The sequence below is a fragment of the Pusillimonas sp. ANT_WB101 genome, assembly GCF_008369125.1.
Classification (GTDB): domain Bacteria; phylum Pseudomonadota; class Gammaproteobacteria; order Burkholderiales; family Burkholderiaceae_B; genus Allopusillimonas.
Map to the genome: position 1 here is coordinate 593,536 of NZ_VOAY01000002.1, position 23,691 is coordinate 617,226.

General features: G+C 55.4%; 22 protein-coding genes. 12 read left to right on the top strand and 10 right to left on the bottom strand.

Going from position 1 to position 23,691, the window contains the following annotated elements:
* Positions 1 to 6 precede the first annotated feature (6 nt).
* Together FQ179_RS11690 and FQ179_RS11695 are read left to right on the top strand one after the other, a co-directional pair.
* On the top strand, positions 7 to 2,403 hold the full coding sequence (locus tag FQ179_RS11690; protein ID WP_188074590.1) for a catalase: 2,397 nt from the start codon (positions 7 to 9) through the stop codon (positions 2,401 to 2,403).
* 153 nt (positions 2,404 to 2,556) lie between these two features.
* Positions 2,557 to 3,579, top strand: a complete 1,023-nt coding sequence (locus FQ179_RS11695) for an NADP-dependent oxidoreductase (protein WP_149397454.1) — start codon at positions 2,557 to 2,559, stop codon at positions 3,577 to 3,579.
* A 249-nt stretch (positions 3,580 to 3,828) separates the two neighbouring features.
* On the opposite strand, the gene FQ179_RS11700 is transcribed toward FQ179_RS11695, so the two are convergent.
* The 6 genes from FQ179_RS11700 to FQ179_RS11725 form a co-directional block, all read right to left on the bottom strand.
* A complete protein-coding gene (locus FQ179_RS11700; protein ID WP_149397703.1) occupies positions 3,829 to 4,557 on the bottom strand; it encodes an aspartate/glutamate racemase family protein in 729 nt (242 codons plus the stop codon).
* A 249-nt stretch (positions 4,558 to 4,806) separates the two neighbouring features.
* The gene (locus FQ179_RS11705) at positions 4,807 to 5,541 is read right to left on the bottom strand and encodes an amino acid ABC transporter ATP-binding protein (protein ID WP_149397455.1); all 735 of its coding nucleotides are present in this window, start codon (positions 5,539 to 5,541) and stop codon (positions 4,807 to 4,809) included.
* Between the two features lie 24 nt (positions 5,542 to 5,565).
* Positions 5,566 to 6,255, bottom strand: a complete 690-nt coding sequence (locus FQ179_RS11710) for an amino acid ABC transporter permease (RefSeq protein ID WP_149397456.1) — start codon at positions 6,253 to 6,255, stop codon at positions 5,566 to 5,568.
* The gene (locus FQ179_RS11715; RefSeq protein WP_149397457.1) at positions 6,252 to 7,010 is read right to left on the bottom strand and encodes an amino acid ABC transporter permease; all 759 of its coding nucleotides are present in this window, start codon (positions 7,008 to 7,010) and stop codon (positions 6,252 to 6,254) included. Before FQ179_RS11715 ends, FQ179_RS11710 begins: the two co-directional genes overlap by 4 nt.
* Before the next feature lie 18 nt (positions 7,011 to 7,028).
* Positions 7,029 to 7,928 carry an amino acid ABC transporter substrate-binding protein gene (locus FQ179_RS11720; RefSeq protein ID WP_149397458.1) on the bottom strand — a complete coding sequence of 300 codons (900 nt, stop codon included), beginning with the start codon at positions 7,926 to 7,928 and terminating at the stop codon, positions 7,029 to 7,031.
* A gap of 17 nt (positions 7,929 to 7,945) precedes the next feature.
* A complete protein-coding gene (locus FQ179_RS11725) occupies positions 7,946 to 8,944 on the bottom strand; it encodes a D-cysteine desulfhydrase (RefSeq protein WP_149397459.1) in 999 nt (332 codons plus the stop codon).
* A 113-nt stretch (positions 8,945 to 9,057) separates the two neighbouring features.
* Here FQ179_RS11725 and FQ179_RS11730 point away from each other — a divergent pair, with 113 nt between their 5' ends.
* Genes FQ179_RS11730 through FQ179_RS11750 form a run of 5 tightly spaced genes read left to right on the top strand, consistent with a single transcriptional unit; the run spans position 9,058 to position 14,572 of the window.
* Positions 9,058 to 9,975 (top strand): LysR family transcriptional regulator, encoded by a 918-nt coding sequence (locus FQ179_RS11730; protein ID WP_149397460.1) that lies wholly within the window; start codon positions 9,058 to 9,060, stop codon positions 9,973 to 9,975.
* A gap of 34 nt (positions 9,976 to 10,009) precedes the next feature.
* Complete coding sequence (locus FQ179_RS11735; protein ID WP_149397461.1) at positions 10,010 to 10,795, top strand: sterol desaturase family protein; 786 nt, start codon at positions 10,010 to 10,012, stop codon at positions 10,793 to 10,795.
* Between the two features lie 8 nt (positions 10,796 to 10,803).
* Positions 10,804 to 11,763 carry a fatty acid desaturase gene (locus FQ179_RS11740; RefSeq protein ID WP_149397462.1) on the top strand — a complete coding sequence of 320 codons (960 nt, stop codon included), beginning with the start codon at positions 10,804 to 10,806 and terminating at the stop codon, positions 11,761 to 11,763.
* 12 nt (positions 11,764 to 11,775) lie between these two features.
* Entirely contained in the window at positions 11,776 to 13,707 is a 1,932-nt protein-coding gene (locus FQ179_RS11745) for an iron-containing redox enzyme family protein (protein WP_149397463.1), read from the top strand.
* Positions 13,691 to 14,572, top strand: a complete 882-nt coding sequence (locus tag FQ179_RS11750; protein WP_149397464.1) for a hypothetical protein — start codon at positions 13,691 to 13,693, stop codon at positions 14,570 to 14,572. The genes FQ179_RS11745 and FQ179_RS11750 overlap by 17 nt, the downstream gene beginning before the upstream one ends.
* A 28-nt stretch (positions 14,573 to 14,600) precedes the next feature.
* Here the strand turns inward: FQ179_RS11750 and FQ179_RS11755 are convergent, their stop codons facing one another.
* The gene (locus tag FQ179_RS11755; protein ID WP_149397465.1) at positions 14,601 to 15,467 is read right to left on the bottom strand and encodes a pirin family protein; all 867 of its coding nucleotides are present in this window, start codon (positions 15,465 to 15,467) and stop codon (positions 14,601 to 14,603) included.
* A 127-nt stretch (positions 15,468 to 15,594) separates the two neighbouring features.
* On the opposite strand from FQ179_RS11755, the gene FQ179_RS11760 reads away from it, so the two are divergent.
* The 3 genes from FQ179_RS11760 (at position 15,595) to FQ179_RS11770 (ending at position 17,894) form a co-directional block, all read left to right on the top strand.
* Positions 15,595 to 16,500 (top strand): LysR family transcriptional regulator, encoded by a 906-nt coding sequence (locus tag FQ179_RS11760; protein WP_149397466.1) that lies wholly within the window; start codon positions 15,595 to 15,597, stop codon positions 16,498 to 16,500.
* Positions 16,501 to 16,567: 67 nt separating this feature from the next.
* On the top strand, positions 16,568 to 17,614 hold the full coding sequence (locus FQ179_RS11765; protein WP_149397467.1) for a cyclase family protein: 1,047 nt from the start codon (positions 16,568 to 16,570) through the stop codon (positions 17,612 to 17,614).
* A gap of 61 nt (positions 17,615 to 17,675) precedes the next feature.
* Complete coding sequence (locus FQ179_RS11770) at positions 17,676 to 17,894, top strand: dodecin (protein WP_149397468.1); 219 nt, start codon at positions 17,676 to 17,678, stop codon at positions 17,892 to 17,894.
* A gap of 98 nt (positions 17,895 to 17,992) precedes the next feature.
* Here FQ179_RS11770 and FQ179_RS11775 read toward each other — a convergent pair whose 3' ends face one another.
* Positions 17,993 to 18,319 (bottom strand): hypothetical protein, encoded by a 327-nt coding sequence (locus FQ179_RS11775; protein ID WP_149397469.1) that lies wholly within the window; start codon positions 18,317 to 18,319, stop codon positions 17,993 to 17,995.
* Between the two features lie 115 nt (positions 18,320 to 18,434).
* On the opposite strand from FQ179_RS11775, the gene FQ179_RS11780 reads away from it, so the two are divergent.
* Together FQ179_RS11780 and FQ179_RS11785 are read left to right on the top strand one after the other, a co-directional pair.
* A complete protein-coding gene (locus FQ179_RS11780; protein WP_149397470.1) occupies positions 18,435 to 19,934 on the top strand; it encodes a helix-turn-helix transcriptional regulator in 1,500 nt (499 codons plus the stop codon).
* A 315-nt stretch (positions 19,935 to 20,249) separates the two neighbouring features.
* A complete protein-coding gene (locus tag FQ179_RS11785) occupies positions 20,250 to 21,845 on the top strand; it encodes a gamma-glutamyltransferase family protein (protein ID WP_223146250.1) in 1,596 nt (531 codons plus the stop codon).
* A 160-nt stretch (positions 21,846 to 22,005) separates the two neighbouring features.
* Here the strand turns inward: FQ179_RS11785 and brnQ are convergent, their stop codons facing one another.
* Positions 22,006 to 23,313: a branched-chain amino acid transport system II carrier protein gene (gene brnQ / locus FQ179_RS11790; RefSeq protein ID WP_149397471.1), complete on the bottom strand. Its 1,308-nt coding sequence runs from the start codon at positions 23,311 to 23,313 to the stop codon at positions 22,006 to 22,008.
* A gap of 137 nt (positions 23,314 to 23,450) precedes the next feature.
* Positions 23,451 to 23,690 (bottom strand): hypothetical protein, encoded by a 240-nt coding sequence (locus FQ179_RS22310; RefSeq protein ID WP_188074591.1) that lies wholly within the window; start codon positions 23,688 to 23,690, stop codon positions 23,451 to 23,453.
* Position 23,691 lies beyond the last annotated feature (1 nt).

Below are 23,691 nucleotides of genomic sequence, written 5' to 3' on the forward strand. Positions count from 1 at the left end.
ATCAGCATGTCAAAAAAGCCAACCCCCGGCAAAGACACAGGCGCAAATCCGCAGGCAGCAGACAGCGCCTTCAAAAACACGGACAGTGGCCCCGCCCTGCCTCCCGACCCCTCCAACACCGACCCCGCAGTCAGCAAGGCGAGTGATACCGCCCGCATGGCAAAAGAAATGCCATACAACCCCACCAAACCCAATGAACACGGCCATGACAACGCGTTGTCGCCCGTACAGGGCGCTACGTCGCCAGCCACCCGTGAGGCACTGGCAAGCACGCTTTCCGAAGAAAACGAGACGTCAAAATATGGCAAAGCGGCAAAACCGGGCGTCAATGCGGCAGGCGGGTCGCTCAACCGCGTACGGGCAGACTCTGCAGGGCAGACACTCACCACCAACCAGGGCGTGGCAGTCTCCGACAACCAGAACTCGCTCAAGGCCGGCTTACGTGGACCAGCGCTTCTGAAAGACTTCATCCTGCGTGAAAAGCTGACCCATTTTGATCACGAGCGCATTCCAGAGCGAGTCGTTCACGCTCGCGGCTCAGGGGCGCATGGCTATTTTGAGTGTTACGAGCCACTCACGCGCTATACCCGCGCATCGATTTTTGCCGAGAAGGGAAAAATTACACCCTTGTTTATTCGGATTTCAACCGTCGCCGGCGAACGAGGCTCAAAAGATACCGCACGTGATGTGCGAGGTTTTGCGATCAAGTTTTATACAGACGAAGGCAACTGGGATCTTGTCGGCAACAATATGCCGGTCTTTTTTATACAAGATGCCATGAAGTTTCCGGATCTCGTCCATGCAGTAAAGCCTGAACCCCACCACGCCATGCCGCAAGCGGCATCAGCGCACGATACTTTCTGGGATTTTGTGTCGCTGATGCCTGAGTCAACCCATATGCTGATGTGGCAAATGTCTGATCGTGCGATCCCGCGCAGTTTTCGCATGATGCAGGGGTTTGGCGTACATACGTTCCGGTTTGTGAACGATGCGGGAGAATCGGTATTTGTGAAGTTTCACTGGAGCCCAAAACTAGGCACCCACTCTCTGGTCTGGGATGAAGCGGTCAAGATCTCCGGTGCTGACCCCGATTTTAACCGGCGCGACCTGTGGGAAGCCATTGACGCGGGCGAATACCCTGAATGGGAATTGGGCGTACAAATTTTTACCGAGGAAGACGCAGAAAAGTACAGCTTCGACGTGCTGGACGCCACCAAGCTTGTGCCTGAGGAGCTTGTGCCGGTAAAGCCTGTAGGTCGTATTGTGCTTAATCGCAACCCAGACAATTTCTTCGCAGAAACCGAACAAGTGGCCTTCTGTGCCGCGCATGTTGTACCGGGTATTGATTTCTCCAATGATCCGCTGTTGGCGGGGCGTATCCATTCATATATAGACACGCAGATCTCGCGGTTGGGTGGGCCAAACTTTCACGAATTACCCATTAATGCGCCGCTCGCCCCCGTACATAACAATCAGCGCGACGGCATGCACCGGCAAGCCATCCATCGCGGACGCGTCGCGTACGAACCCAACTCTCTGGGTGGCGGCTGTCCGTTTCAGGCCGGGACGGCGGGGTTTGTATCCTTTCCCGAGCCGGTAGAACAGGATGAAGTGCGCGGCAAGCCTGAACGATTTGCCGAGCATTTCAACCAGGCACGACTGTTTTATGAAAGCCAAGCTCCGTTCGAGCAACAGCATATCGCGGACGCCTTCCGCTTCGAACTTAGCAAGGTAACCGTTGCAGCCGTACGTGAGCGTGTAGTTTCCATGCTGCGCAATGCGTCGGAAGAGTTGGCCAGCAAGGTTGCCGACGGACTGGGAATGACCTTGCCCGATGCCATGCCCAAGGCGCTCGAAACACCTCCTTCTCCAGAGATAGAGCAATCACCTAGCCTGTCGCTTACTGCCCGGCCTGGCGACGGCGGCATACGTACGCGAAAAGTAGCCATCATGATTGCGCCGGGCAGCAATGGCACCGTGGCCTGGGAAATCGCCAAGTCCTTGCAGAATCAAGGCGCTGTCGTGCGATTTGTAGGCCCGCGTATCGGCCCGACTGCCACCGCAGAAGGTGAACACATTGATGCTGATGCCTCGTTGGAAAATCAGCCTGGCGTATTGTTTGACGGCCTGGTATTGCCAGACGGCGACGAAGCGATCAAAACACTTGCCAAGAACGACCTCGCGCGCGATTTCGTGCACGATCAATACCGTCACTGCAAAACGATACTTGCAATGGGTAGCGCCGCGACGCTGTTGGAGAAGGCGGGAATCGATCTGAACAGCAAGCACGACGCAGGCTTGCTCGTGATGGACGGTGACGCGGCCGCAGCGGCGAAACAATTTATGGAGGCACTGGCCAAGCACAGGCATTTCGAGCGGGAGGTAGCGCAAGCTAAGTTATAGGCCCTTTAAAGGAAAGGCCAGGGGCGAGAGCCGGAGATGGCGGCCGGCGGTCGGCGGTCGGCGGTCGGCGGTCGGCGGTCAAAGGGTACACTCAAGTTGAAGGTGTGCCCTGCCGGCCGCCACGCATTCATGTCATCATTACAGAGAGGTTTCATGGCTCAGCAACTATCCCGCCAGATCGTCCTCGCAGCCCGCCCCAAGGGCCGGCCGGAGCCTTCCGACTTTCGTCTTGAAGAAGTGACACTGCCCGAGATCAACGATGGCGAGCTTCTGCTTCAAGTGCAGTATCTATCACTTGACCCCTACATGCGTGGTCGCATGGATGATCGCAAATCGTATTCGCCGCCAACGCCCGTCGACGGTGTCATGGAAGGTGAAAGCATTGCGCGCGTGGTTTCTTCGCGCAATGACAGCTTTAAGGAAAACGACATCGTGCTTTCGCGATCGGGCTGGCGCAGCCACATGGTGTCTGATGGAAAGGGCCTAACCGTGCTTGATCAGCGCTTCAAACCAATAACGACAGCCCTTGGTGTCATGGGCATGCCCGGGTTTACCGCTTATGCTGGCCTGCGCAATATCGGCAAGCCCCAGGCTGGGGAAACCGTTGTCGTCGCCGCCGCCACCGGGCCCGTAGGTTCCATGGTTGGGCAGATCGCCAAAATCAAGGGTGCGCGCGCGGTCGGCATCGCTGGCGGACCCGAAAAATGTGCCTTTCTGAAGGATGAGCTGGGTTTTGACGTAGCCATAGATCACAAGGCCCCAGACTTTGCCGAACAGCTTGCGCATGCCTGCCCTCACGGCATTGACGTGTATTACGAGAACGTCGGCGGCGCCGTGTGGCAGGCTGTGCTGCCCCTGCTCAATGAGTTTGCCCGCGTGCCCGTTTGCGGGCTGATCGCGCAATACAACAGCGCTGATACTTCCGGCCCCGACCATCTGCCCGCCACCATGCGCCAAGTGCTATCAAAAAGCCTGACCCTGCGTGGCTTTATCCAAAGAGAGTTTGTGGAGCAGCGGCCTTTATTTTTGGAAGAGGTCTCCACCTGGATTAGTGAAGGACGGGTACGCTTTAAAGAAGATATAGTTCAAGGGCTGGAAAACGCACCTGAAGCGTTTATGGGGCTGCTTGAAGGCAAGAATTTCGGCAAACTAATTGTAAAGCTTACTGACGATTAATCATCTTGGACCAAGAGCACAGCTAACCTAGCACCAAGATGAGCTCATCCAAATTGAACTCCCCCCTCAAAAAGAGGGGGCGCATTATCTTGGGGGCGGTTTTAACAGGCGACGAAAAACTGGACACGAAGTTAAGGTAACGTAAAAAGAGGTTCCGTTATGAAAAACGTGCCTATGATCGCCAGATCAGATCAGCATTATTTCATTTAGCACGAGGCGGTAGTGCCAGTGCGGGGGGCCGCTTGCCACTCACCCGCCGCGCCCCTCGTACCAGTCAATTGCTGTCAGGGCCAGCGCATCAATCGAATCACTTACAACAACGCTCAAATCAGCACGCTGGCCTAAAGGTAGGGCAAGCGGCAGCTCGGTACAGGCCAATACCACAGCCTCTGCGCCCTGGCTTTTGAGCACATTCACACCATCAACAACGGGGCCCAGAGCCTCATCAAAGCGATTTTCTTTCACCAATGCAATAGGATCGGCACAATACTTTGCGTGCAAATCAGCATCCAGCACCAGACAGTCATAACCTAGCGCTTCAAGCTGACGCTGATACAGCCTGAGCTTCAGGGTGGTTTCGGTAGCCATGATCCCTACCGGGCCCTTGTTCACGCCTTGCCGACGTAGATCGGCAACTACCGCGCCCACAATATGCAAAATAGGCACCCCTATGGCAGCCGCCATGTCGTCATACCAAAGATGGGCGGTATTACAGGGGATCACCATGGCTTTGGCCCCCGCCCGCTCAAGACAATGCAAGCCGTTAATCATCCAGGGTAAGGGATCAGGGCCACGTTTTGCATAGCCCTCAGGCCGCCCCGGTACGCGTGGGTCACTCCAGAGTATGGCAGGTATGTGTTCTTGTTCGGTAGACGCACGCTTTAATGCAGTAAGCCGCGCCATAAATGTTGCACTCGCCATAGGCCCCATTCCACCCAGAACGCCAAGAAACCGCCCTTCGAACTGCTGCCCCGCCATCATTTACGCTCCATAAAGATTAGCTCACGTGCTAGACAAAACGCCGCCCCTTCCGGCGCGGCTGCCACTTGAATACACACTGCCCATACAGCTTTGAACGGGTGATGTTCTGAAGTCCATGCAGCCGCTCAAACTCCCTGCAGAAATATCTTGGGAAAAAAGGCCATACGCTGATTGTGGCTGCATTCAGGAAAGAAACATCTTGCAGGCTCGGTGGAGAAGTAACCTGGTGAAAAGCAGACAGCCGGCTTAGTGTGGAAGTATCTTGGAAAGAAACAGCTGCGCGCGCTCTGATCTTTCTTCAAGTTGCCCGAAAAACGCGTCTTTACTGCAGTCTTCAACAATTTTGCCAACGTCCATGAAAATGACGCGATCAGCCACTTTGCGGGCAAAGCCCATTTCGTGCGTCACCACCATCATGGTCATGCCCTCACTGGCCAGATCTACCATTACATCGAGCACCTCGGTAACCATTTCAGGGTCCAACGCTGATGTGGGTTCATCAAAAAGCATGGCGACGGGGTCCATGGCCAGCGCCCGCGCAATGGCAACCCGCTGTTGCTGCCCACCCGAAAGCTGGCCGGGGAATTTGTCACGGTGGGCTGCAAGCCCTACACGCGCGAGCAGTGTTTCGGCGCGGCTGCCGGCTTCCTGAGCACTGCGCCCCAGCACCTTCTGCTGTGCGATAGACAGGTTTTTCATGACGCTAAGATGCGGAAACAGTTCAAAGCTTTGAAACACCATGCCTATGCTGGCGCGAAGCTTGGGCAGATTGGTGGTTTTGGCGCCCACCGACACGCCGTCAACCAGGATCTCTCCCTTTTGAAACGGCTCCAAACCATTAACGGTTTTGATCAAGGTAGATTTGCCCGAACCTGAGGGGCCGCACACCACCACCACTTCACCATCGGCGACCTGGGTGCTGCAGCCATCAAGCACCTGGGTGTGCCCATACCACTTGCTGACATCCTTGATTTCAATCATTTAGTCTCCTGCATAAGCGGTCGTTCATGTCACGATGGCGGTGCGTCGGCGCAGGTAGCGCACCAGCAAGGATGCCGCATAGCTCATAATAAAATACACGACCGCGACAAACATATACATTTCAATCAGCCTGCCGTCTCTCTGCGCCACCTTCACGGCGGCACCCAGAAAATCGGTTAGCGAAAGCACATAGACCAGCGAAGTATCCTGAAACAGCACGATAACCTGCGTCAACAGAACAGGCGTCATATTGCGGAAGGCCTGCGGAAGCACGACGTGGAGCATGACCTGCCAGTAGGTAAAGCCCAACGCATACCCGGCAGCCACTTGGCCTCGCGGCACAGACTGTATGCCTGCACGCATAATTTCACAAAAATAGGCAGCCTCAAATAACGTAAAAGTGATCAGTGCAGAGGTAAAGCCACCCACAGAAACAGGTCGGTCAGCACCCGTTAACCAGGCACCTATATACGGCATCAAAAAATAAAACCAGAAAATCACCAGGATCAGAGGTAGCGCGCGCAACAGGTTTACATAGACCGCCGCCAGGGTGGAAAACGGCTTGACGGCTGCCACGCGACACAAAGCCAATAAGGTGCCCAGAAACAGCCCGCCCATGGTCGACAAGAAGGTCAGTTTCAACGTAAAGGTCATGCCATCGCGAAACAGATACACCCATGATCGCTGTATGACGTCAAAATCAAATTCACTCATGGCGGCCCCGCAGTAATTGTGACCGCTGGGCCCATGAACCCTGGCACGGCAAGGCGTCGCTCTATCAATGACATGCCATACACGACAACAAGATTGAGCACCAGGTAAAACAAGGTCGCCACGGCGAACGTCTCAAACACCTGAAAGCTGAACTCTTGCACGGAACGGGCCGCCCCTACCAGTTCAAACAAGCCTATCGTAAAGGCCACAGATGTGTTCTTAATGAGATTGAGCATCTCGGACGACAGCGGCGGCAAAATGACGCGGAATGCCGTCGGCAGCAAGATGTGCCAGTAAACTTCCCATGGTTTGAGCCCCAATGCCGTGCCCGCCATACGCTGGCCAGGCGGCAAAGATTCTATGCCCGCCCTGACCTGCTCGGCCACCCGAGAAGAGGTGTAAAAGCCCAGGCACAACACCGCAGGTATAAAAATACCCCATGGAGGCGGGATCTGCTTGATGGCATTACCCAACTCCAGGGGCACCAGTTCCGGCATGACGAAATACCACAAAAACATCTGTACCAGCAGCGGCACATTGCGAAATATCTCAACATAGGCTGTTCCCACAGCGCGCAGCCACGCAATACGCGTGGTGCGCGCCACGCCTACCAGCGTGCCCATGCTTAAAGCCAGAGCCCACGACAGAATCGCTGTACCTATTGTCCAGGCCAGCCCACCCAGGAGGCTTTCAAGATAAGTTCCGCCTCCGGGCGCTGTCTCCAGCAAAACATGCCAGTTCCAGTTGTAGTTCATGCGCCTTCCTGCAACGCGCTAGCGATAGACTTCTGGATCAGGCGAGTCAGTGGGGGTGGCAATCGCCTTCTTGAGCTGATCGCTCATTGGCCAGTTCAGGTTGACGTTCTTGGGTGGTACAGGCGACTCAAACCATTTTTTGTACAAGGCATCAAGCTGACCATCTTTCATCATGCCAATTATGGTGTCGTCGACCACCTTCTTGAAATCTGGGTCACCCTTGGGTTCCATGATGGCGTAAGGCTCGATGGTATAAGCGTCTTTGCTAATTACCCAGGCCGCTGGATCATGTGAGGTGGCAACCAGCCCGGCCAGCAGGATGTCGTCCATGAAGAACGCTGCAGCACGGCCACTGTTTACCGTTAGCAAGGCCTCGGCGTGATCTTTGGCGGGAATAATATTCATGCCCAGCTTCTCTTTGTCGTTGGCATCTGTGACCCAGCGAATATTGCTGGTGCCGGCCGTCGAGACGACAGTCTTGCCCTTGAGATCATTAAGATTCTTCAGGTCAGAAGATTTCTTGGAAACAAAGCGGGTTGCCGTCACAAATGTGGTCGGGGCAAATGCCACCTGTGCCTGTCGCTCTTTGGTGTTGGTAGAAGAGCCACAGTTAAGGTCAACCGTGCCATTGGCCAGTAAGGGAATACGCGTGGACGAGGTTACTGGTACGAGCTTAACCTTTATGTCTTTCATGCCCAGTTTCTTCTCAACTGCCTGTACGATTTCATGGCAGATATCCATGGAATACCCGATGGGCTTCTGGTTGTCATCCAGGTAAGAAAAAGGAATAGAAGAGTCGCGGTGCCCTAATGAGATTTCACCGGTCGACTTTATTTTGTCCAGACGGCCATCTGCCCACGTGGGTGCCGAGGCAACGACCGCGACAGTCGTAAATAGTGCAATGGTGGATTTTTTCATGAATTTGTCTCCTGTCTTTAGAAAATCTCTCGGTAGCCATACAGGCCAACGGAACCGCCGGTATGTATGAAGACCACGTTTTCATCTTTTTTGAAATGCCCTGCACGGATCAACCCTATCAGACCCGCCATGCCTTTTCCGGAATACACCGGATCAAGCAATATCCCTTCTAGCTGGGCCGTAAGCCGCAGCGCCTCGATCATGGATTCAGTGGGTATGCCGTAGCCGTCTCCCACATAATCAGAGTTGGCCACCACATCGGCCCGCTCTACTGCACTGGCTGGTAACCCCATGTAGTCTGCCGTGGCCCGCACCAGCTTCCAGACATTTTCCTCCTGTTTATCTTTAGGCGCGCGCACGCTAACGCCATAAACCGGCACACCGCTGTTGCTGCCACGAAAGCCTACAACCAGGCCAGCCTGCGTGCCTGTACTGCCGGTAGCATGAACAACATGATCCATGCGTAACCCAGTCTCATAGGCTTGTTGCAGCAATTCATGCGCACAGGCTACATAACCGAGCGCGCCAACGGGGTTGGAGCCCCCTCCTGGAATGATGTAAGGCTTTTTGCCGTCATCACGCAGGGCTTGCGCCAGCTTTTCCATTTCAGCAGCCATGTCTGTACCGGCCGGCAACTTGGCGACAATCTCACCCCCCAGCAGTTGATCGAGCAGCACATTGCCAGACCACTCATATTCATCAGTGGCATGTGGCACACGCTGTTCAAGAAGAATTTTGGCCTGCATGCCTACATACGCGGCAGCCGCAACCGTTTGTCTGGCATGGTTAGACTGCACCGCCCCCTGTGTGATCAGCGTATCGGCGCCCTGAGCAAGCGCCTCAGCCACCAGAAACTCCAGCTTGCGGGTTTTGTTGCCACCCGTCGCGAGGCCAGTGCAATCATCACGTTTGATAAACAGGTTGGGGCCACCAAGATGGGCACTAAGACGAGGCATGGGCTCTAATGGCGTAGGAAAATGGCCCAGACGTACACGAGGAAAGGCTGCAAACTGCATGGCACAAGCTCCTGATCGATAAGTGTTTTTTTATCGTACTCACACACACAGGCTTTGCCCAATACTATATTCTTGGAGGCTCATGCTTTTTTTGCATAACGCTGGAGACAACAATGAAACTCGCCTGGCTGGAAGACCTGCTCACGCTGGCGGAAGCAGGCAATTTTTCAAGGGCGGCGGCGCTGCGTAACATTACACAACCCGCCTTTTCGCGCCGCATACAACTGCTTGAAACCTGGCTCGATGTTCAGTTGGTAGACCGCCGGGTAACTCCCATGCAGCTAACTCCTGCAGCGCAGCAACATATCGGGGAGTTCCGGCGATTACTTCACGATCTGCATCAGTTACGCAGCCGCATCCGCGCCCAGAGCCAGAGCACCGCACGCGTATTACTTGTTACCCAGCACTCGCTAACCATGACGCATCTTCCTCCGCTCATCAAACGGGTGACAGCCGATGAACAACAGCCGCGCATTGATTTCAATGTGCGCTCCGAAAACCGCGATGACTGCGTTACGCTTTTCATGGAAGGCCATGCCGACCTGTTGTTGTGCATGGAAGAACCAGACAACTTGCTGCTCTCTTCTTTTCCCAACAGCATTCGCCTGCCCATGGGAGCAGAAACCTTCGTTCCCGTCAGCGCGCTCGCCGCCAATGGCAAGTCTTTGCACGTGCCACGCAGGGGCGCCTTGCTGAGATTACTGGGGTTTCCACCTGACAGCTTTCTGGGCCGCATCATGTACAAAGAGTGCGTTGCTGCGCTCGCCCAGCGCTGTCATGTAGAACTTGTACACGAGTCTGTCTTTCTAGCGGGCATAAAAGAAATGGTGCTGGCAGGGCTTGGCATGGCATGGCTGCCTGCAAGCCTGGTGCAGCGTGAGCTGAAAGCCGGCACACTGACAACACTGGCCGGTGGCCTTAAGAGTGTGAGACTTGAGCTGGGGCTGTATCGCGGCATGCAGCCTTCTGATCCGAAAGCCATGGAGCGGGTGTGGCAACTGTTCAATAACGAACCAGACAGCGTGTGCTAGCATCCCTGGTGATTATTAAGTGGTCGTGATAAGCGTGAGCGAAGTATTTACATCGTTGTCTGCAGGCGAGGTCATGTTATGGGGCCTGGCATTTTTTAGCGGCATTTATATTCTGTTTGGTTGCACGACGTGGTTACTTACCCATTATGTGCTGCCAGCGCTTGGCGTGGGGCGCCCTCTTGATCCTCGCCCACTTGGGCCCGGTCAATTGCGGCGCGAACTTACCCTGTCAGGCCTGTCCATACTTATCTTTGGTCTGGGGATGATCTTTCCGTGGGGCTTCATACAACTGGGCTGGGCAACGCTTGCCCCCAATGCCAGTGCCAGTGCCACACAGATTGTGCTCGAAATACTGGCCCTGATGGCATGGAATGACGTGCACTTCTGGGTTAACCACCGCCTGCTGCACACCAAATGGCTGCGGCGTTTTCACCTGCCCCATCACCGCACTATCGTTGTCACGCCTTTTTCCACCTACGCCTTTCATCCGGTCGAAGCGCTAATGCTTGGCAATGTTATTTTGCTGCCCATGGTGGTGCATGACTTCAGCTTCTGGTCGCTGCTTTCTGTACCACTGTTCAGCCTGTTCTTTAACTGCATTGGTCATTCCAACTACGATTTTTTCCCACGCGTGTCGTACTCACACTGGTTTGCCGCAAGCCGACGCCATCATTTGCATCATGCCTGTTACAACGGAAACTTCGGTTTTCAGTTTACGTTTATGGACCGGCTGTTTGGTACTCGGCTCAAGGCTGATGCGGCGCAGTCTCGCCTTGATGCATTTGAGCACCGACCATCCGCACAGGCAGGGCCGCACTAATTATGGCCATGGCTTCCACGCTCGTTGGCCGTAACAGGCGGTTTTTGCGTTTGCGGCACGTGCAAGACTGGCAAAGCCTGGCCTATCTGGCCGCCTTCCCCGCACTGATCATCTGGCAATGGTTGCATGGGTTTTCGTGGCCTTTGTATGCCTTACAGCTGTTTCTTACGCTGGGCGTGGGGGTCATTCACCACAACCACACCCATTTACGTATGTGGCAGGGACGCACAGCAAACCGCATCACCGACTTTTACATCACCCTGTGTCAGGGCCACCCGAGTTTTGTGTTCTGGCCTACGCATTGCACCAACCACCACCGCTACAAGCATGGTGAGCATGACGTGGCCCGCACTTATCGATTTACCGGCGGCGACACCAACCATCTTTATGGCTACTTGGTGCATCCTTTTCAGGCAGCGCGTGTGCTTTATCCGACAGTATTTTCGTGGCTAGTGCGCATGCGACGTCATTACCCTGGCGTCTGGCGCTACTGCATGCTGCAGTATGGCGCCTGGCTGGGGTTGTGGGCCACCGTGCTGGCCATTGATGTGCAAAAAGGCCTGCTGTACGTGATTATCCCGCAACTGCATGGCCTGCACTGGTTACTCGTTACCAATTATCTGCAGCACGCGCACGCCGACGGCTCGCCTGAAAGCCTGCGTGGTCAGCCCATGCTGAATTACGCCCGCAATTTTGAGGGGCTGGTAAACCCCCTGCTGTTCAATATTGGCCTGCACACGGCCCACCACCAGCATTCACGGGCACACTGGTCTGCACTTACTGGCCTGCACTGGCAATACTATCGCCAGCGTGTAACACCCCAGTTGAACGAGCCGGGGCTGTTGCCCTATATGGCTCGCGTGTTCATCATGGGGGCAATCCGCCGAAAATATCGCAGTGTGCCCCTCATGGCTTCGTCCGTGCCTCGGCGCAACGAAGACACTTCCACCTCATTTAGATCTTCCTGAAAAGCCTCGCCTATGCCTATCGCCTTTGACCGTGTCTACCTGAAAAACGCCGCTTATTTCATGCCGGGTGACCCCGTCGACAATGAGCACATGGACGCGTTCATTGCGCCGCTTAACCGCATGTCACGCCGCATCAAGCAGCGCATATTGTCAGAGAACGGCATACAGCAGCGCTACTACGCCATCGACACAGAAGGTAACCCGACAATTTCAAACGCAGGGATGGCTGCGGAAGCAATCAGGGCCTGCCTGCAAAAGGCCGGGCTGGGTCTTGGCAGTGTAGGCATGCTGGCCAGCGGATCTTCGGGCGGCGATGCGCTGATGCCCGGCTTTGCCAATATGATTCAGGGCGAGCTAGCAGCGCCACCGCTGGAAACGGTATCGGTGCACGGCATATGCGCGGCTGGCGTCGGCGCTATTCAAGCGGTTGCGCAAGGCATTGAGCTTGGCGGACACCAGGCTGGCCTGGCCGTGGCCAGCGAGATGCCGTCGCGAATGTTTCGCCAGTCACGCTTTACGGCGCGCGACTATGATGCCGATTTTGACTCGCATTTTTTGCGCTGGATGCTGTCCGATGGCGCTGGCGCTGTATTGCTGGGCAACGCCGACACGCCTGGCCGCACCGCCAACGGCCTTAGGCTGCGCCTTAAATGGGTGCACCAAAAGTCATTTTCCGGCGACTACCCGGTCTGCATGCAGCTGGGCCTTACCGAGGATCGCGCGCGCAGTCATCTTGACTACCCCTCATGGAAAGATGCCGAAGCAGACGGTGCACTCGCGCTGCGCCAAGACATCCGCCTGCTGCCACATCTGTTTGACATCGGCATCCATGAGTATGTGCAGCTGGTACGAGACAAATGGGTAGACCCCACCCGCATTCGCCATTTTCTGTGTCACTACTCGTCCGAGAAGTTCATACCCGTTGTTGAAGACCTCATGGGCAAGGCAGGGCTTGCCATCCCCAAAGAATATTGGTTCAGCAACCTGGCATGGCGCGGCAATACGGGTGCGGCCTCGATTATGGTTATGCTGGCTGAATTTCTGGAAACCCGCACACTCACGCCCGGCGAACAGATTCTTTGCTATGTGCCTGAATCAGGGCGATTTACCACGGCCTATATGTTGTTGGAAGTGGAAGCCGACACGACCGACACGCCTGTCACGACCGTGCGCGGCCTTCGCCAGACGGTGTCTGAACAAACGCTGGATGCCCAGGGCATTGCCCCGCCGCATGATCCTGAACACGCACCCGAAGGCCTTAGCTCGCTGCTGACCGAGCTGGCAGCAATCTGGCATGACTACCGGTCAAGAGTGTGGCGCACGCCACTTGTACACACGCTGCGTGAGCGGCGGTTTCAGACCAATGATTACATAAGCTGGATGGAAAGCTGGATTCCCCAGGTTCGGGAAGGAACACGATGGATGCGCGAGGCGACTGCATCGCTGTCAGACACCTACGGTCCACTGGCAGCACTGATTACCCTACACGCCGGTGAAGAGCAGGATGATTTCAAGATACTGTTCGATGATTACAAAAAGGCTGGCGGAACCGCCGACAGCGTTGACGATCTGCGCCGCAACCCCGGCGGTGAGGCGCTTAATGCCTACCTGCATGCCATGGCTGCGAACCCCGACCCCATAGGGCTGCTGGGGGCTATTTATATTATTGAGGGTACTGGCCAGCGTATCGTGCCGGCGCTACTGCCGCTTTTGAAGACCAGCCTGTCACTGCCACCCGACGCCTTCCGCTTTCTTGAATACCACGGGCATAACGATGAGCATCATTTGGCACGCTGGCTGACTGCTGTAAGCATTGCGCTTGAATGCGATGACTCTGGCAAAGCCGAACGCGCCATCGTCAACACCGCCCGACGCACCGCCGCCCTTTATCTGATGCAGTTTCAGCACGTCAAAGAGAACGACAACAATGCAACCAACTCCTGATCACGCGTTTGGCACGCACAACCCCGAAGACCCCAGCCCCTGGCTGGCTTTATATTTGGATCGCAGCACACCTCTGCCCGACGAGGTAAAGACCGCCTGGCTGAATGATTCAAGCTCGAGGTCGCGCCAGTATCTGCTGCCGTTTCTGCGGCCCATTTGCAGGGTGCTGATTATTCTTATACAAGTTATCAAGACCGTGTTGCCCAAACGCTGGTCGCACTCAGGCCTGCTGCACCGCATCTTGGTCTGGGGCCTGAAACGCTTTGTACGCCCCGAGGCCAACTGGCTCATCATGCGGCACTTTCATCTGGGCTCACAGATACTGGCATTTATTGCCGCCAACTCACCTGTGCCCATTTCCACGAACCCGTTAACGCCTCACACGCTGGACGATTTGCGCGACCACGTCTTCGTCAAACACGACCTTAATCTGTTCAACTTTGTAATCCGTCTGAATCAGGCATTGCGCAATGCGGACAAGCTAATGGGCCCACCCGCACAGGTTGATTTTTCGATGATTCACGAGCCCGATGTGAGTTTGCAATCTTTTCCCAACAAACGCAGCAACGTACTCGACCTGCAAAGCGCCATCGAGCTGTTTACCCCGGTCTATCAATTGCTACTGACCGACAACGATTTCTGGCGTGCAGCAAACTCATTGCAGCTTGACGAAACCATAGGCATTTACACAGCCCAGATTCTTCAGGCGCCACAACATCTTATTCTGGTCAACAACAGCCACCCCCTCATACCGCTTTCAACCTTGCGTGCCGGGCACAGACTGGTGCTGCACGGCTTGTCGTCGGAAATGCTGCATGCGTTGCTGACGCAGATGAAAAACGATGCGGCGCAACCAATTGCGTAACCGGCGCACCGCAGTGCGCCGGCCCGACTCAGGTGGGAATTTCTCCAAAATGCCCGCTGCGAAAATCATTAATTGCCTGCTCGATTTCCACCTGGCTGTTCATCACGAACGGCCCATACCCCGCGATAGGCTCTTCGATAGGTTCACCTGACAGTAAAAGCATGGTGGCATCGCTATTGGCTTCAACCTCAATACCCTGCCCCTCACGATGAAACAGCACAAACTGGCCGCCTCGCACTACTGTGTCGCCATTTACCATGACAGTGCCATGCAACACCACAAGCGCCACGGTGTAGCCATCCCGCGTATCAAAGCCTGTTTTACTGCCCTGATGCAATCGCACATCCAGCACGTCCATGGGGGTAAACGTACGCGCCGGCCCCCGATGCCCCAGATACTCGCCTGCGATGACACGCACCCGGCCAGCATCTTCGGGCAAGTTGACCGATGGAATATCAGCATCAAGCAAAGTCTGATAACCAGGATTTGCCATCTTGTCTTTTGCCGGCAAGTTAACCCATAGCTGCACCATCTCCAGCGCGCCGCCCTTCTCGGTAAATGCCTGTGAGTGAAACTCTTCGTGCAATATACCGCTTGCTGCCGTCATCCACTGCACGTCCCCCGGCCCAATCAGGCCTCCGGCTCCGGTCGAATCTCGATGGGCAACCTCGCCTTCGTACACAATGGTCACTGTCTCGAAACCTCGATGCGGATGTTGCCCCACACCGCGCGGGCGGCTGGCCGGCTCGAAATTAGCAGGGCCAGCATGATCCAGCAACAAAAACGGGCTCATGGGTGCACCATGGCTGTCATAACTGAACATGGAGCGCACGGGAAACCCATCACCCACCCAATGGGGGCGGGGTGCACTGTATACGCCGCTGATTTTCTTCATGATGATTTCTCCGTTAGCACAGGGCCATACCCTGTCTGCATGAAAACCATCATACTTGCGTAACAATACCCGCGGTAGACCGTATTATTTGCCTGCAGCGTCCTATTTCATGAACAATGAGCGCATTATGCGAGACTTAAACGATCTTTATTACTACGTGCAGGTTGTGGACCACGGCGGCTTTGCACCGGCGGGGCGAGCACTGGGCGTACCCAAATCCAAGCTTAGTCGGCGTGTTGCACTGCTGGAAGAGCGCCTGGGGGTGAGATTGATACAGCGCTCAACCCGCCGCTTCTCCGTCACGGATATAGGCAATACCTATTACGATCACTGCAAAGCCATGCTGGTTGAAGCCGATGCTGCCGAAGAAGCCATTGCGCTTACCCACGCAGAGCCGTGCGGCATTGTTCGCCTCACCTGCCCTGTGGCATTGCTGGAGGCGCGCGTGGCCGACATGATTTCGGCCTTTATGGCCAGCTTCCCCCGCGTACACATTCATCTCGAAGAAACCAACCGGCGCGTTGATGTACTGGGCGAAGGCGTTGATCTGGCCATTCGCGTGCGACCTGCACCGATTGAAGACAGCGAACTTGTCATGCGGGTACTGGCTGACCGGGTTCAGTGTCTGGTGGCCAGCCCTGCTTTCCTGAAGCAATATGGCACGCCACATGCCCCAATTGGTCTGGCACAGCTTCCCAGCCTGGCTCTGGGCTTGCCCGCACAAGAGTATATCTGGGACCTGAAAGGGCCTGACGGCGCGCACGCCGCCATACGCCATTCACCCCGTTTAATCACACAAAGCATGTTCGCGCTCAGGTCTGCCGCCATGGCAGGCATAGGGGTCGCACAATTGCCGCGCATGATGATGGAGAAGGCACTTGCTGAGGGTGAACTGGTACAGGTGGTGCCCCAGTGGGCACCAAGATCAGAAATTATCCACGTGGTGTTTGCCTCAAGGCGAGGCATGCTGCCTGCCGTGAGGGCGCTGGTGGATTTTCTGGCAGGCCAATTTGAACAGCTGGAAGAGGCGTAATGGTACTCAAAACAGAGTAATTTACCAATACACACAACACCAATACTCATAAACCAAAGGAGCATCTATGCGCTGGAAAAACAGGCCTGAAGGATCCAACTGGGGCGATTTTGGGCCAGACGACCAATTGGGGCGCCTGAACCTGATAACCCCCGAAAAAGTAAGACAAGCCGCGCTGGAGATTAAAGAAGGCCGCACCTTTTGCCTTTCTTTACCACTTGATTTTCCCGGTGGTAACGCACTCAATATACGCCGGCATCCACCCGAGCTAAGCCCCACACAGCGGGACGGCATGCAGTACACCAACTTTCCTTTGGCACGCCTGAACCCTGGCGCCAGAGACGTACTCAGCGACGACAAAGTCACGTTAAGCCTGCAGTACTCGACCCAATGGGACTCACTGGCGCATGTGGGTGCCCTGTTTGATGCTGACGGCGACGGCCATGCCGAACGCGTCTACTACAACGGCTTTCGCCCCAACATAGACATTGAAGGCTTGATGGACTACGACGAGCACAACGGTTTCAAAGAATCACTGACCGGGCTCAAACACAGCAATGCAAAGGCCCTGGACATCACAAACATGGCCCGGCATGGCATACAGGGCCGAGGTGTAATGGTTGATCTGGCCGGACACTTTGGGCGCGAGGCAAAGTCCGTTGACTACGACACGTTGATGCGGGTCATGGAGAAAGACAACATAAAAATTGAGTCGGGAGACATTCTGGTCATTCACACCGAGTTTGCCCAATGTTTACTTGAAATGGAGAAAAACCCCGACCCGCAGAAAGTGCATAACATGTGTGCCACGCTAGATGGCAATGATACGCGGCTGCGCCAATGGATTACCGACAGCAATATTGCAGCGATTGCGGCAGACAATTACGCCGTGGAGACACATCCGTCAGCATTTCCAAACGACTGCTGCGCTGTTCTGCCGCTGCATCATCACTGTCTGTTCAAGCTGGGCCTGCCACTGGCCGAACTGTGGCATCTCACTGAACTGGCCACCTGGCTAAAACAACATCAGCGAACACGGTTTTTCCTCACCGCCCCGCCATTACGTCTTCCTGGGGCTGTCGGTTCACCCGTAACGCCGATTGCCACGGTATAAGCCTGTAAAGCTCAGGCCCGCTTCTTGCTGCCTTTGTGTTTCACCAACCAAGGAGCGGACCATGCAGAATGACCATGTCTACAAACAGATCGAAATCGTAGGGTCTTCCACGATTTCTTCGGATGATGCCATTTCACAGGCTATCGCTCGGGCATCAAGCACGCTGCGTAACCTCGAATGGTTTGAAGTAATGCAGACACGGGGGCATGTGAAGGACGGCAAGGTGGCCTACTGGCAAGTGGCGATAAAAATAGGGCTTCGACTCGATGATGCGCAGTGAGCCCGCGGCCATCATCTCACCAGCTTAATTGGCTTCAGTGACCTCAGCGACTTTCGGCGAAATGGACGGCATGGAGTTTGCGATCTTGAATGACCTCACTATCCGCACTGGCCAGGTTTTACCTGGTCGCGCACAGCATCGTTCAGCGTGGTTTTAGAGGGTGCAGGCATAAACTCAAGCTCGTCATTCACGTCGGTCAGTATTTCGTGCGATACGCCTGCATTATCATTTTTTAATCTGGCCCGAAGCATGCTGAGCACATCGTCGTACTTGTGTTCAATGATTTCGTCAGGAATCAGAAGTGTGCAGCCATTAGGTGTCACTAAATAAATGAGACAGCCGCCCAGCTCTTCGCTATAGTCAAACGCCAGAATCTCTCGACCCAGCCCAGACCCCAATTGTTTTATTAAATCGCTGTAGTCCACCAGGTGCGTCCCTGTAAGGGTTTATCGATACATCGTGCCCAGATTCTAGAGAGTGTCTGGCATCCGCAATAGATATTGGCGTACTAGACGCACTGGTATTTTTAGAGGAGACCGCATGGTCAAGCGTAGTGGCCCGACAAGCATTACACATCAACATCTGCGCAGCATTATTGGCGGCCTGATAGACGGTGTCATCTTCATTGAGGCCGACCAACGCATTTCATGGGCCAATGAGTCAGCCCTAAAAATACATGGGGTGGCTTCCACCGAAGATCTTGGGCACACTGTAACGGCCTACTTTCGGCGCTGGTTGTTGAAGTATCGCAACCACCATGAACTCACCCGGGCGCAGTACCCCATGTTCAGGCTCGCTCGTGGAGAACAGTTTGACGGTGTCGTTGTCGAAGTCACGCCGCGCAAAGGCGAGGGCGAACTGCGCATGCACCGCCTGCGCGGCATTACGCTTAACGATGACGAAAACGAGCCGCTGGCTCATGTGTTAATTATTGAAGATTTGACGGAACAGCATGCCGCCGAGCAGCGTTTCGAACGCGCCTTTAATGCCAACCCTGCACCTGCGCTTATCTGCCGGCTTTCAGACTTGCGCTACACACGCGTTAACGCTGGGTTTCTGGCCATGACGGGCTATCGCCATCAAGATGTAGTGGGCAGCACGGTTTATGAGCTCGACATACTCGCTGACGCAGACGGCAAGTCACAGGCTATTACCAATCTTCACGAAGGCCAGACTATTTTACAAATGGAAAGCACCGTCCCGCTTCCAGATGGATCAAGCAAGGATGTGATCGTAGCAGGCCAACCACTGGAAGATGCCAGCGAACCCTATATGCTGTTCACCTTTATTGATCTGCAACCTCGCAAGCTGGCCGAACAGGCCTTGCGTCAGTCAGAAGAGCGCTTCTCGATTGCCTTCAGGCTGGCACCCGTACCTATGCTGCTTTGCGATCTGAAAAACTTGCAGATGCTCGAAGTGAATGACAGCTTTCTTGATATGACCGGCCTGCAGCGGGGCGACACCGAAGCGCGCGAGATAACCCAGCTGGGCATCTGGCCCCACCCACAACAGATAACGTCGCTTCAGGCGAGCATGGGTGAGCACTCAGGACTGTCAGGTGTGGATATCCAGATGCGTACTAAAGATGACGAAACGCTAGACTGTATTTTGTCAGCCGATTTGGTCACCATAGGCGGTCAGGCATGCATGCTGGCGGTAATACAGGACATTACCGAGCGTAAACATACAGAAGGCGAACTGCTGACGGCGCTGGATGCGGTTATGCAAGATACATCATGGTTCAGTCGCAAAGTCATGGACCAACTGGCACGCGTACGCCAACCCGCCCACGACACCCATACGCAGAAAGCGCTTGAGCTAACGCCTCGCGAACGCGAAGTGCTGGGCCTTATTTGCCAGGGGCATAACGACGCCGAAATAAGCAGCGCGTTGTCGCTGTCGCGCAACACGGTACGCAATCACGTGGCTAATATTTATAACAAAATCGGGGTCAGCCGACGCAGCGATGCTGTGATCTGGGGTCGCGAACGCGGGTTTCTTGCAAGCCGCAAAATATCAGGGACCAGCCCACGTACGTAATGCGTAAAGGGTCCGCGCCCGTCAGGCCGACCTGAGGCGGGCCCCAGCTCATGCACGTAAATCAGCGATCTGCCTGGTCTGTTTCTATACCTAGACACGCGCGGTCGCTCGGCTTGCGTAAGTGTTAGCCACTTTTCCGGTAAGACAGCCCCAATAGTGGTCTGTATGCGAGCGAGCTGCCCTATGCCTTGTTCCGCCTTGCTGCCCATGCATTAACAGGCACTGCGAAAATGGCTGGTATTCTATTCACCAAGCCAGCTCTAGCTGGAAACCCGTACGCACTGATCAATATCCCACTTTTTCCGAGAAACCATCATGTCTGCCAATCAATTCTGGGAATTCCCCCATATGAGCCGACGCATGCCGGTACTTGCCGCCAATGCCGTCTGCACAACCCAGCCGCTTGCCGCACAGGCCGGCTTGCGAATCTTGCAGGCTGGCGGCAATGCAGTGGATGCCGCGCTCGCTACGGCCATTGCGCTCACTGTTGTCGAGCCGGTCATGAATGGTATTGGCGGTGATGCGTTTGTATTAATCTGGGATCAAGGAAAACTGCACGGTCTGAACGCCTCAGGTCGATCGCCACAGGCCTGGACGCCCGAACACTTTGCCGGTAAAGACGTCATGCCCGAAATGGGTTGGGACACGGTAACCGTGCCCGGACAGATTGCAGGATGGATCGAGCTTTCCCAGCGTTTTGGCACCGTGCCATTTGCACGTCTGTTCGAGTCTGCCATTGAGTACGCAGAACATGGCTTTGCGGTCTCGCCGACGATTGCGCGTCAGTGGGCTATCCAAGGTGAAAAATTCAAAGATCAGCCTGGCTTTGCCGACGCATTCTTGACCGCAGGCGTGGCTCCCCGCGCAGGCGAAATCTGGCGTTTCAAAGCACAGGCAAAAACACTGAAGCGCATTGCAGAAAGCATGGGGCGTGATTTTTACGAAGGTGAGCTGGCCGACAAGATTGCCGCTTTTGCGGCGCGCACCGGAGGCACCATTACCAAGGCAGACCTCGCTGCCAGTACCTGCGACTGGGTGGAGCCCATATCCATGACCTATCGCGGCGACTACGCCTTGCACGAGATCCCGCCCAATGGTCAGGGTATTGCAGCCCTGATGGCACTGGGCATGCTCGACAATTTTGACCCTCCCCGCCCTGACCACCCTGCAGATCGCTTCCACCTGCCTATTGAAGCCATGAAACTGGCTTTTGCCGATTTGCATGAGCACGTGAGTGATCCCATCAGCATGGGCGACCTGACAACCCAACTGCTGGATCGCGATTACCTCAGGCGACGTGCGCAGCTAATAAATGCTTCAACCGTATGTACGCCCACAGCCGGCATACCTGGCCATGGCGGCACCGTCTACCTGACGGCGGCAGATAGCAGTGGCATGATGGTTTCGTTTATTCAGTCTAACTATCAGGGGTTTGGGTCGGGCGTGGTCGTACCCGACACAGGTATCGCGCTGCATAACCGAGGCCGCAGCTTTTCGTTAAGGCCAGGGCATCGCAACCAGGTCGCACCCGGTAAGCGGCCTGTTCATACGATTATTCCTGGCTTTATTACCCACAAAAACCAAGCTCTGGCCAGTTTTGGCGTTATGGGTGGAAACATGCAGGCACAAGGCCATGTGCAAATGATGCAGCACCTGGTTGATTTGGGGCATAACCCCCAAGCCGCCATTGATGCACCACGGTTTCGCCTTGAGGCGGGGCCAATCGTCATGCTTGAGGCGCACACCCCAACCGCCGTTATCGAGCACTTAAAGGCCTGCGGCCAACCCATAGAGATGCAACCCTATGACAGCCTTGAGTTCGGTGCGGCCCAAGTGATCATGCGGCAAGAGCATGGTGGCTATATTGCCGCGTCAGACCCTCGCCGCGATGGCCAGGCCGTGGGTTACTGAAGGGCCCTCTGCCAGGCGTCAAGGCGACGCTCCGGGATACAGGCTGGGGTATTAAATAGGCGCCCCGCCCCCGTGGCTGCAGGGCATCAGAGCACAGGCGCTGATGCCCACTTCAATCTGCAGCCACCTCCATCTGAAGCCACTTTAACCTGCAGCCACATCAGGCTGAACGTGGCCTGGCGCACAACCTGTCTGCAGCACCCGCAATCAGCAACGCGACCACCACGGGTGCTGTCCACCCCATACCCAGACTTGCACCCGGCAAGGCCTCAAGCCACGCGGGTGCCCACGCTTGAACGCCCGCGACGCGCAATGCGTCAGCCAGCCCCATGGCCACTGCCACCAGCATAACCGGTACAAACACGCGTGTAGGTGACCTCCATAACGCCGAGAGCAGGCTTAATGCAACCAGCGAGATGGCGACGGGGTAGATGCCTACAAGCAAGGGCCCCGAAACCGCGATCAACTGGGCCAGCCCCTGATTGGCGACCACCAGGCTGACAAGGCTGAGCGCAATAACCACGGTACGGTAAGAAACGGGCAACAGCCTGCTGAAATACTCGCCACACGCCGAAATTAGGCCCACAGCTGTCGTGAAGCACGCAAGTGTGATGACGACCGCCAGCAGCACTTCACCAGCAGTACCAAACGTTTGAAGCACAAAACCTGTAAGTATGGGCACGCCAGTGTGTGCATGCGGTGCGATGCTGCCGCTGGTGCCACCCAAGTAGATGAAAGAAAGATAAACCAAAGCAAGGCCAGTGGCCGCAATGAGCGCTGCAATAATTGCATAGCGTGTCTGCAGACCTGCATCGGTAACCCGGCGGTCGCGAATGGCATTAACAATGACAATACCAAACACCAACGCACCCAATGCGTCCATGGTTTGGTAGCCCTGCACAAAGCCTTGTGATAGCGGTGCGCTCTGGTACAGACCTGCGCTGTGCATGGCCCCACCAATTGGCCAGAGTAGCGCCGCGCCCGCCAGAACAGCCAGCGACACAATAAGCGCTGGCGTAATGTATTTACCTACGTTATCAATAAGCTTGCCCGGAAACAGCGACACCAGCAGAGCAAGCGAAAAATAAACAACGGTGTAAATAAACAGGCTGCTGGGGTGATTTGCGACGAACGGCGCAAAGCCAACCTCGAAAGAAACCGTGGCAGTACGTGGCGTGGCCACAAGTGGGCCTATGGTCAGGTACACCAGCACGCCAAGCAGCGTGCCTGCAACCCGGCCTATAGGGGCGGTAAGTATGTCCATGCCGCCACCCACGCGAGCCAGTGCGACAACAGTCAATAACGGCAAGCCGACACCGGTCAGCAAAAAACCAACGGCCGCCAGCCAGAAATGCTCGCCCGCAGCCTGACCGACCATGGGCGGAAAAATGATGTTGCCGGCGCCCAGAAACAGGGCGAATGTCATGAAGCCCAGCGCGATAATGTCCGGAAGCGAAAGTTTTTGCATATGGGTAAAACCGTAGAGTTCGGCCGCAAAAAGGTGGCGCGCGATATTTTATCCCAGAGAACCATGGCTACATGCATAGCCCTTTAGCGTATTGCAGTTACTTGCGCTGCAATGTGAGCGCGTTCACGCCACGCATTTCAGTATCTCCGAGGGCTTTGTGCGTGTGCCTCTTTGTCTTTGCTCTTACCTTTGCTCTTACCTTTGCTTTTGCCCTTGCCCTTGCCCTTGCCCTTGCCCTTGCCCTTGCCCTTGCCCTTGCCCTTGCTCTTGCCCTTGCTCTTGCTCTTGCCTTTGCTTTTGCTTTTGCCCTTGCCCTTGCTCTTGACCGTCTGCACGTCTGCACGTCTGCACGTCTGCCAACGATTATGATGAAACATT

What these genes read in the sequence shown, in the direction of transcription:
- FQ179_RS11690 (WP_188074590.1), top strand. Translation starts at nt 7, where the DNA reads ATGTCAAAAAAGCCAACCCCCGGCAAAGACACAGGCGCAAATCCGCAG.
- FQ179_RS11695 (WP_149397454.1), top strand. Translation starts at nt 2,557, where the DNA reads ATGGCTCAGCAACTATCCCGCCAGATCGTCCTCGCAGCCCGCCCCAAG.
- FQ179_RS11700 (WP_149397703.1), bottom strand. Translation starts at nt 4,557, where the DNA reads ATGGCGGGGCAGCAGTTCGAAGGGCGGTTTCTTGGCGTTCTGGGTGGA.
- FQ179_RS11705 (WP_149397455.1), bottom strand. Translation starts at nt 5,541, where the DNA reads ATGATTGAAATCAAGGATGTCAGCAAGTGGTATGGGCACACCCAGGTG.
- FQ179_RS11710 (WP_149397456.1), bottom strand. Translation starts at nt 6,255, where the DNA reads ATGAGTGAATTTGATTTTGACGTCATACAGCGATCATGGGTGTATCTG.
- FQ179_RS11715 (WP_149397457.1), bottom strand. Translation starts at nt 7,010, where the DNA reads ATGAACTACAACTGGAACTGGCATGTTTTGCTGGAGACAGCGCCCGGA.
- FQ179_RS11720 (WP_149397458.1), bottom strand. Translation starts at nt 7,928, where the DNA reads ATGAAAAAATCCACCATTGCACTATTTACGACTGTCGCGGTCGTTGCC.
- FQ179_RS11725 (WP_149397459.1), bottom strand. Translation starts at nt 8,944, where the DNA reads ATGCAGTTTGCAGCCTTTCCTCGTGTACGTCTGGGCCATTTTCCTACG.
- FQ179_RS11730 (WP_149397460.1), top strand. Translation starts at nt 9,058, where the DNA reads ATGAAACTCGCCTGGCTGGAAGACCTGCTCACGCTGGCGGAAGCAGGC.
- FQ179_RS11740 (WP_149397462.1), top strand. Translation starts at nt 10,804, where the DNA reads ATGGCTTCCACGCTCGTTGGCCGTAACAGGCGGTTTTTGCGTTTGCGG.
- FQ179_RS11745 (WP_149397463.1), top strand. Translation starts at nt 11,776, where the DNA reads ATGCCTATCGCCTTTGACCGTGTCTACCTGAAAAACGCCGCTTATTTC.
- FQ179_RS11750 (WP_149397464.1), top strand. Translation starts at nt 13,691, where the DNA reads ATGCAACCAACTCCTGATCACGCGTTTGGCACGCACAACCCCGAAGAC.
- FQ179_RS11755 (WP_149397465.1), bottom strand. Translation starts at nt 15,467, where the DNA reads ATGAAGAAAATCAGCGGCGTATACAGTGCACCCCGCCCCCATTGGGTG.
- FQ179_RS11760 (WP_149397466.1), top strand. Translation starts at nt 15,595, where the DNA reads ATGCGAGACTTAAACGATCTTTATTACTACGTGCAGGTTGTGGACCAC.
- FQ179_RS11765 (WP_149397467.1), top strand. Translation starts at nt 16,568, where the DNA reads ATGCGCTGGAAAAACAGGCCTGAAGGATCCAACTGGGGCGATTTTGGG.
- FQ179_RS11770 (WP_149397468.1), top strand. Translation starts at nt 17,676, where the DNA reads ATGCAGAATGACCATGTCTACAAACAGATCGAAATCGTAGGGTCTTCC.
- FQ179_RS11780 (WP_149397470.1), top strand. Translation starts at nt 18,435, where the DNA reads ATGGTCAAGCGTAGTGGCCCGACAAGCATTACACATCAACATCTGCGC.
- FQ179_RS11785 (WP_223146250.1), top strand. Translation starts at nt 20,250, where the DNA reads ATGTCTGCCAATCAATTCTGGGAATTCCCCCATATGAGCCGACGCATG.
- brnQ (WP_149397471.1), bottom strand. Translation starts at nt 23,313, where the DNA reads ATGCAAAAACTTTCGCTTCCGGACATTATCGCGCTGGGCTTCATGACA.
- FQ179_RS22310 (WP_188074591.1), bottom strand. Translation starts at nt 23,690, where the DNA reads ATGTTTCATCATAATCGTTGGCAGACGTGCAGACGTGCAGACGTGCAG.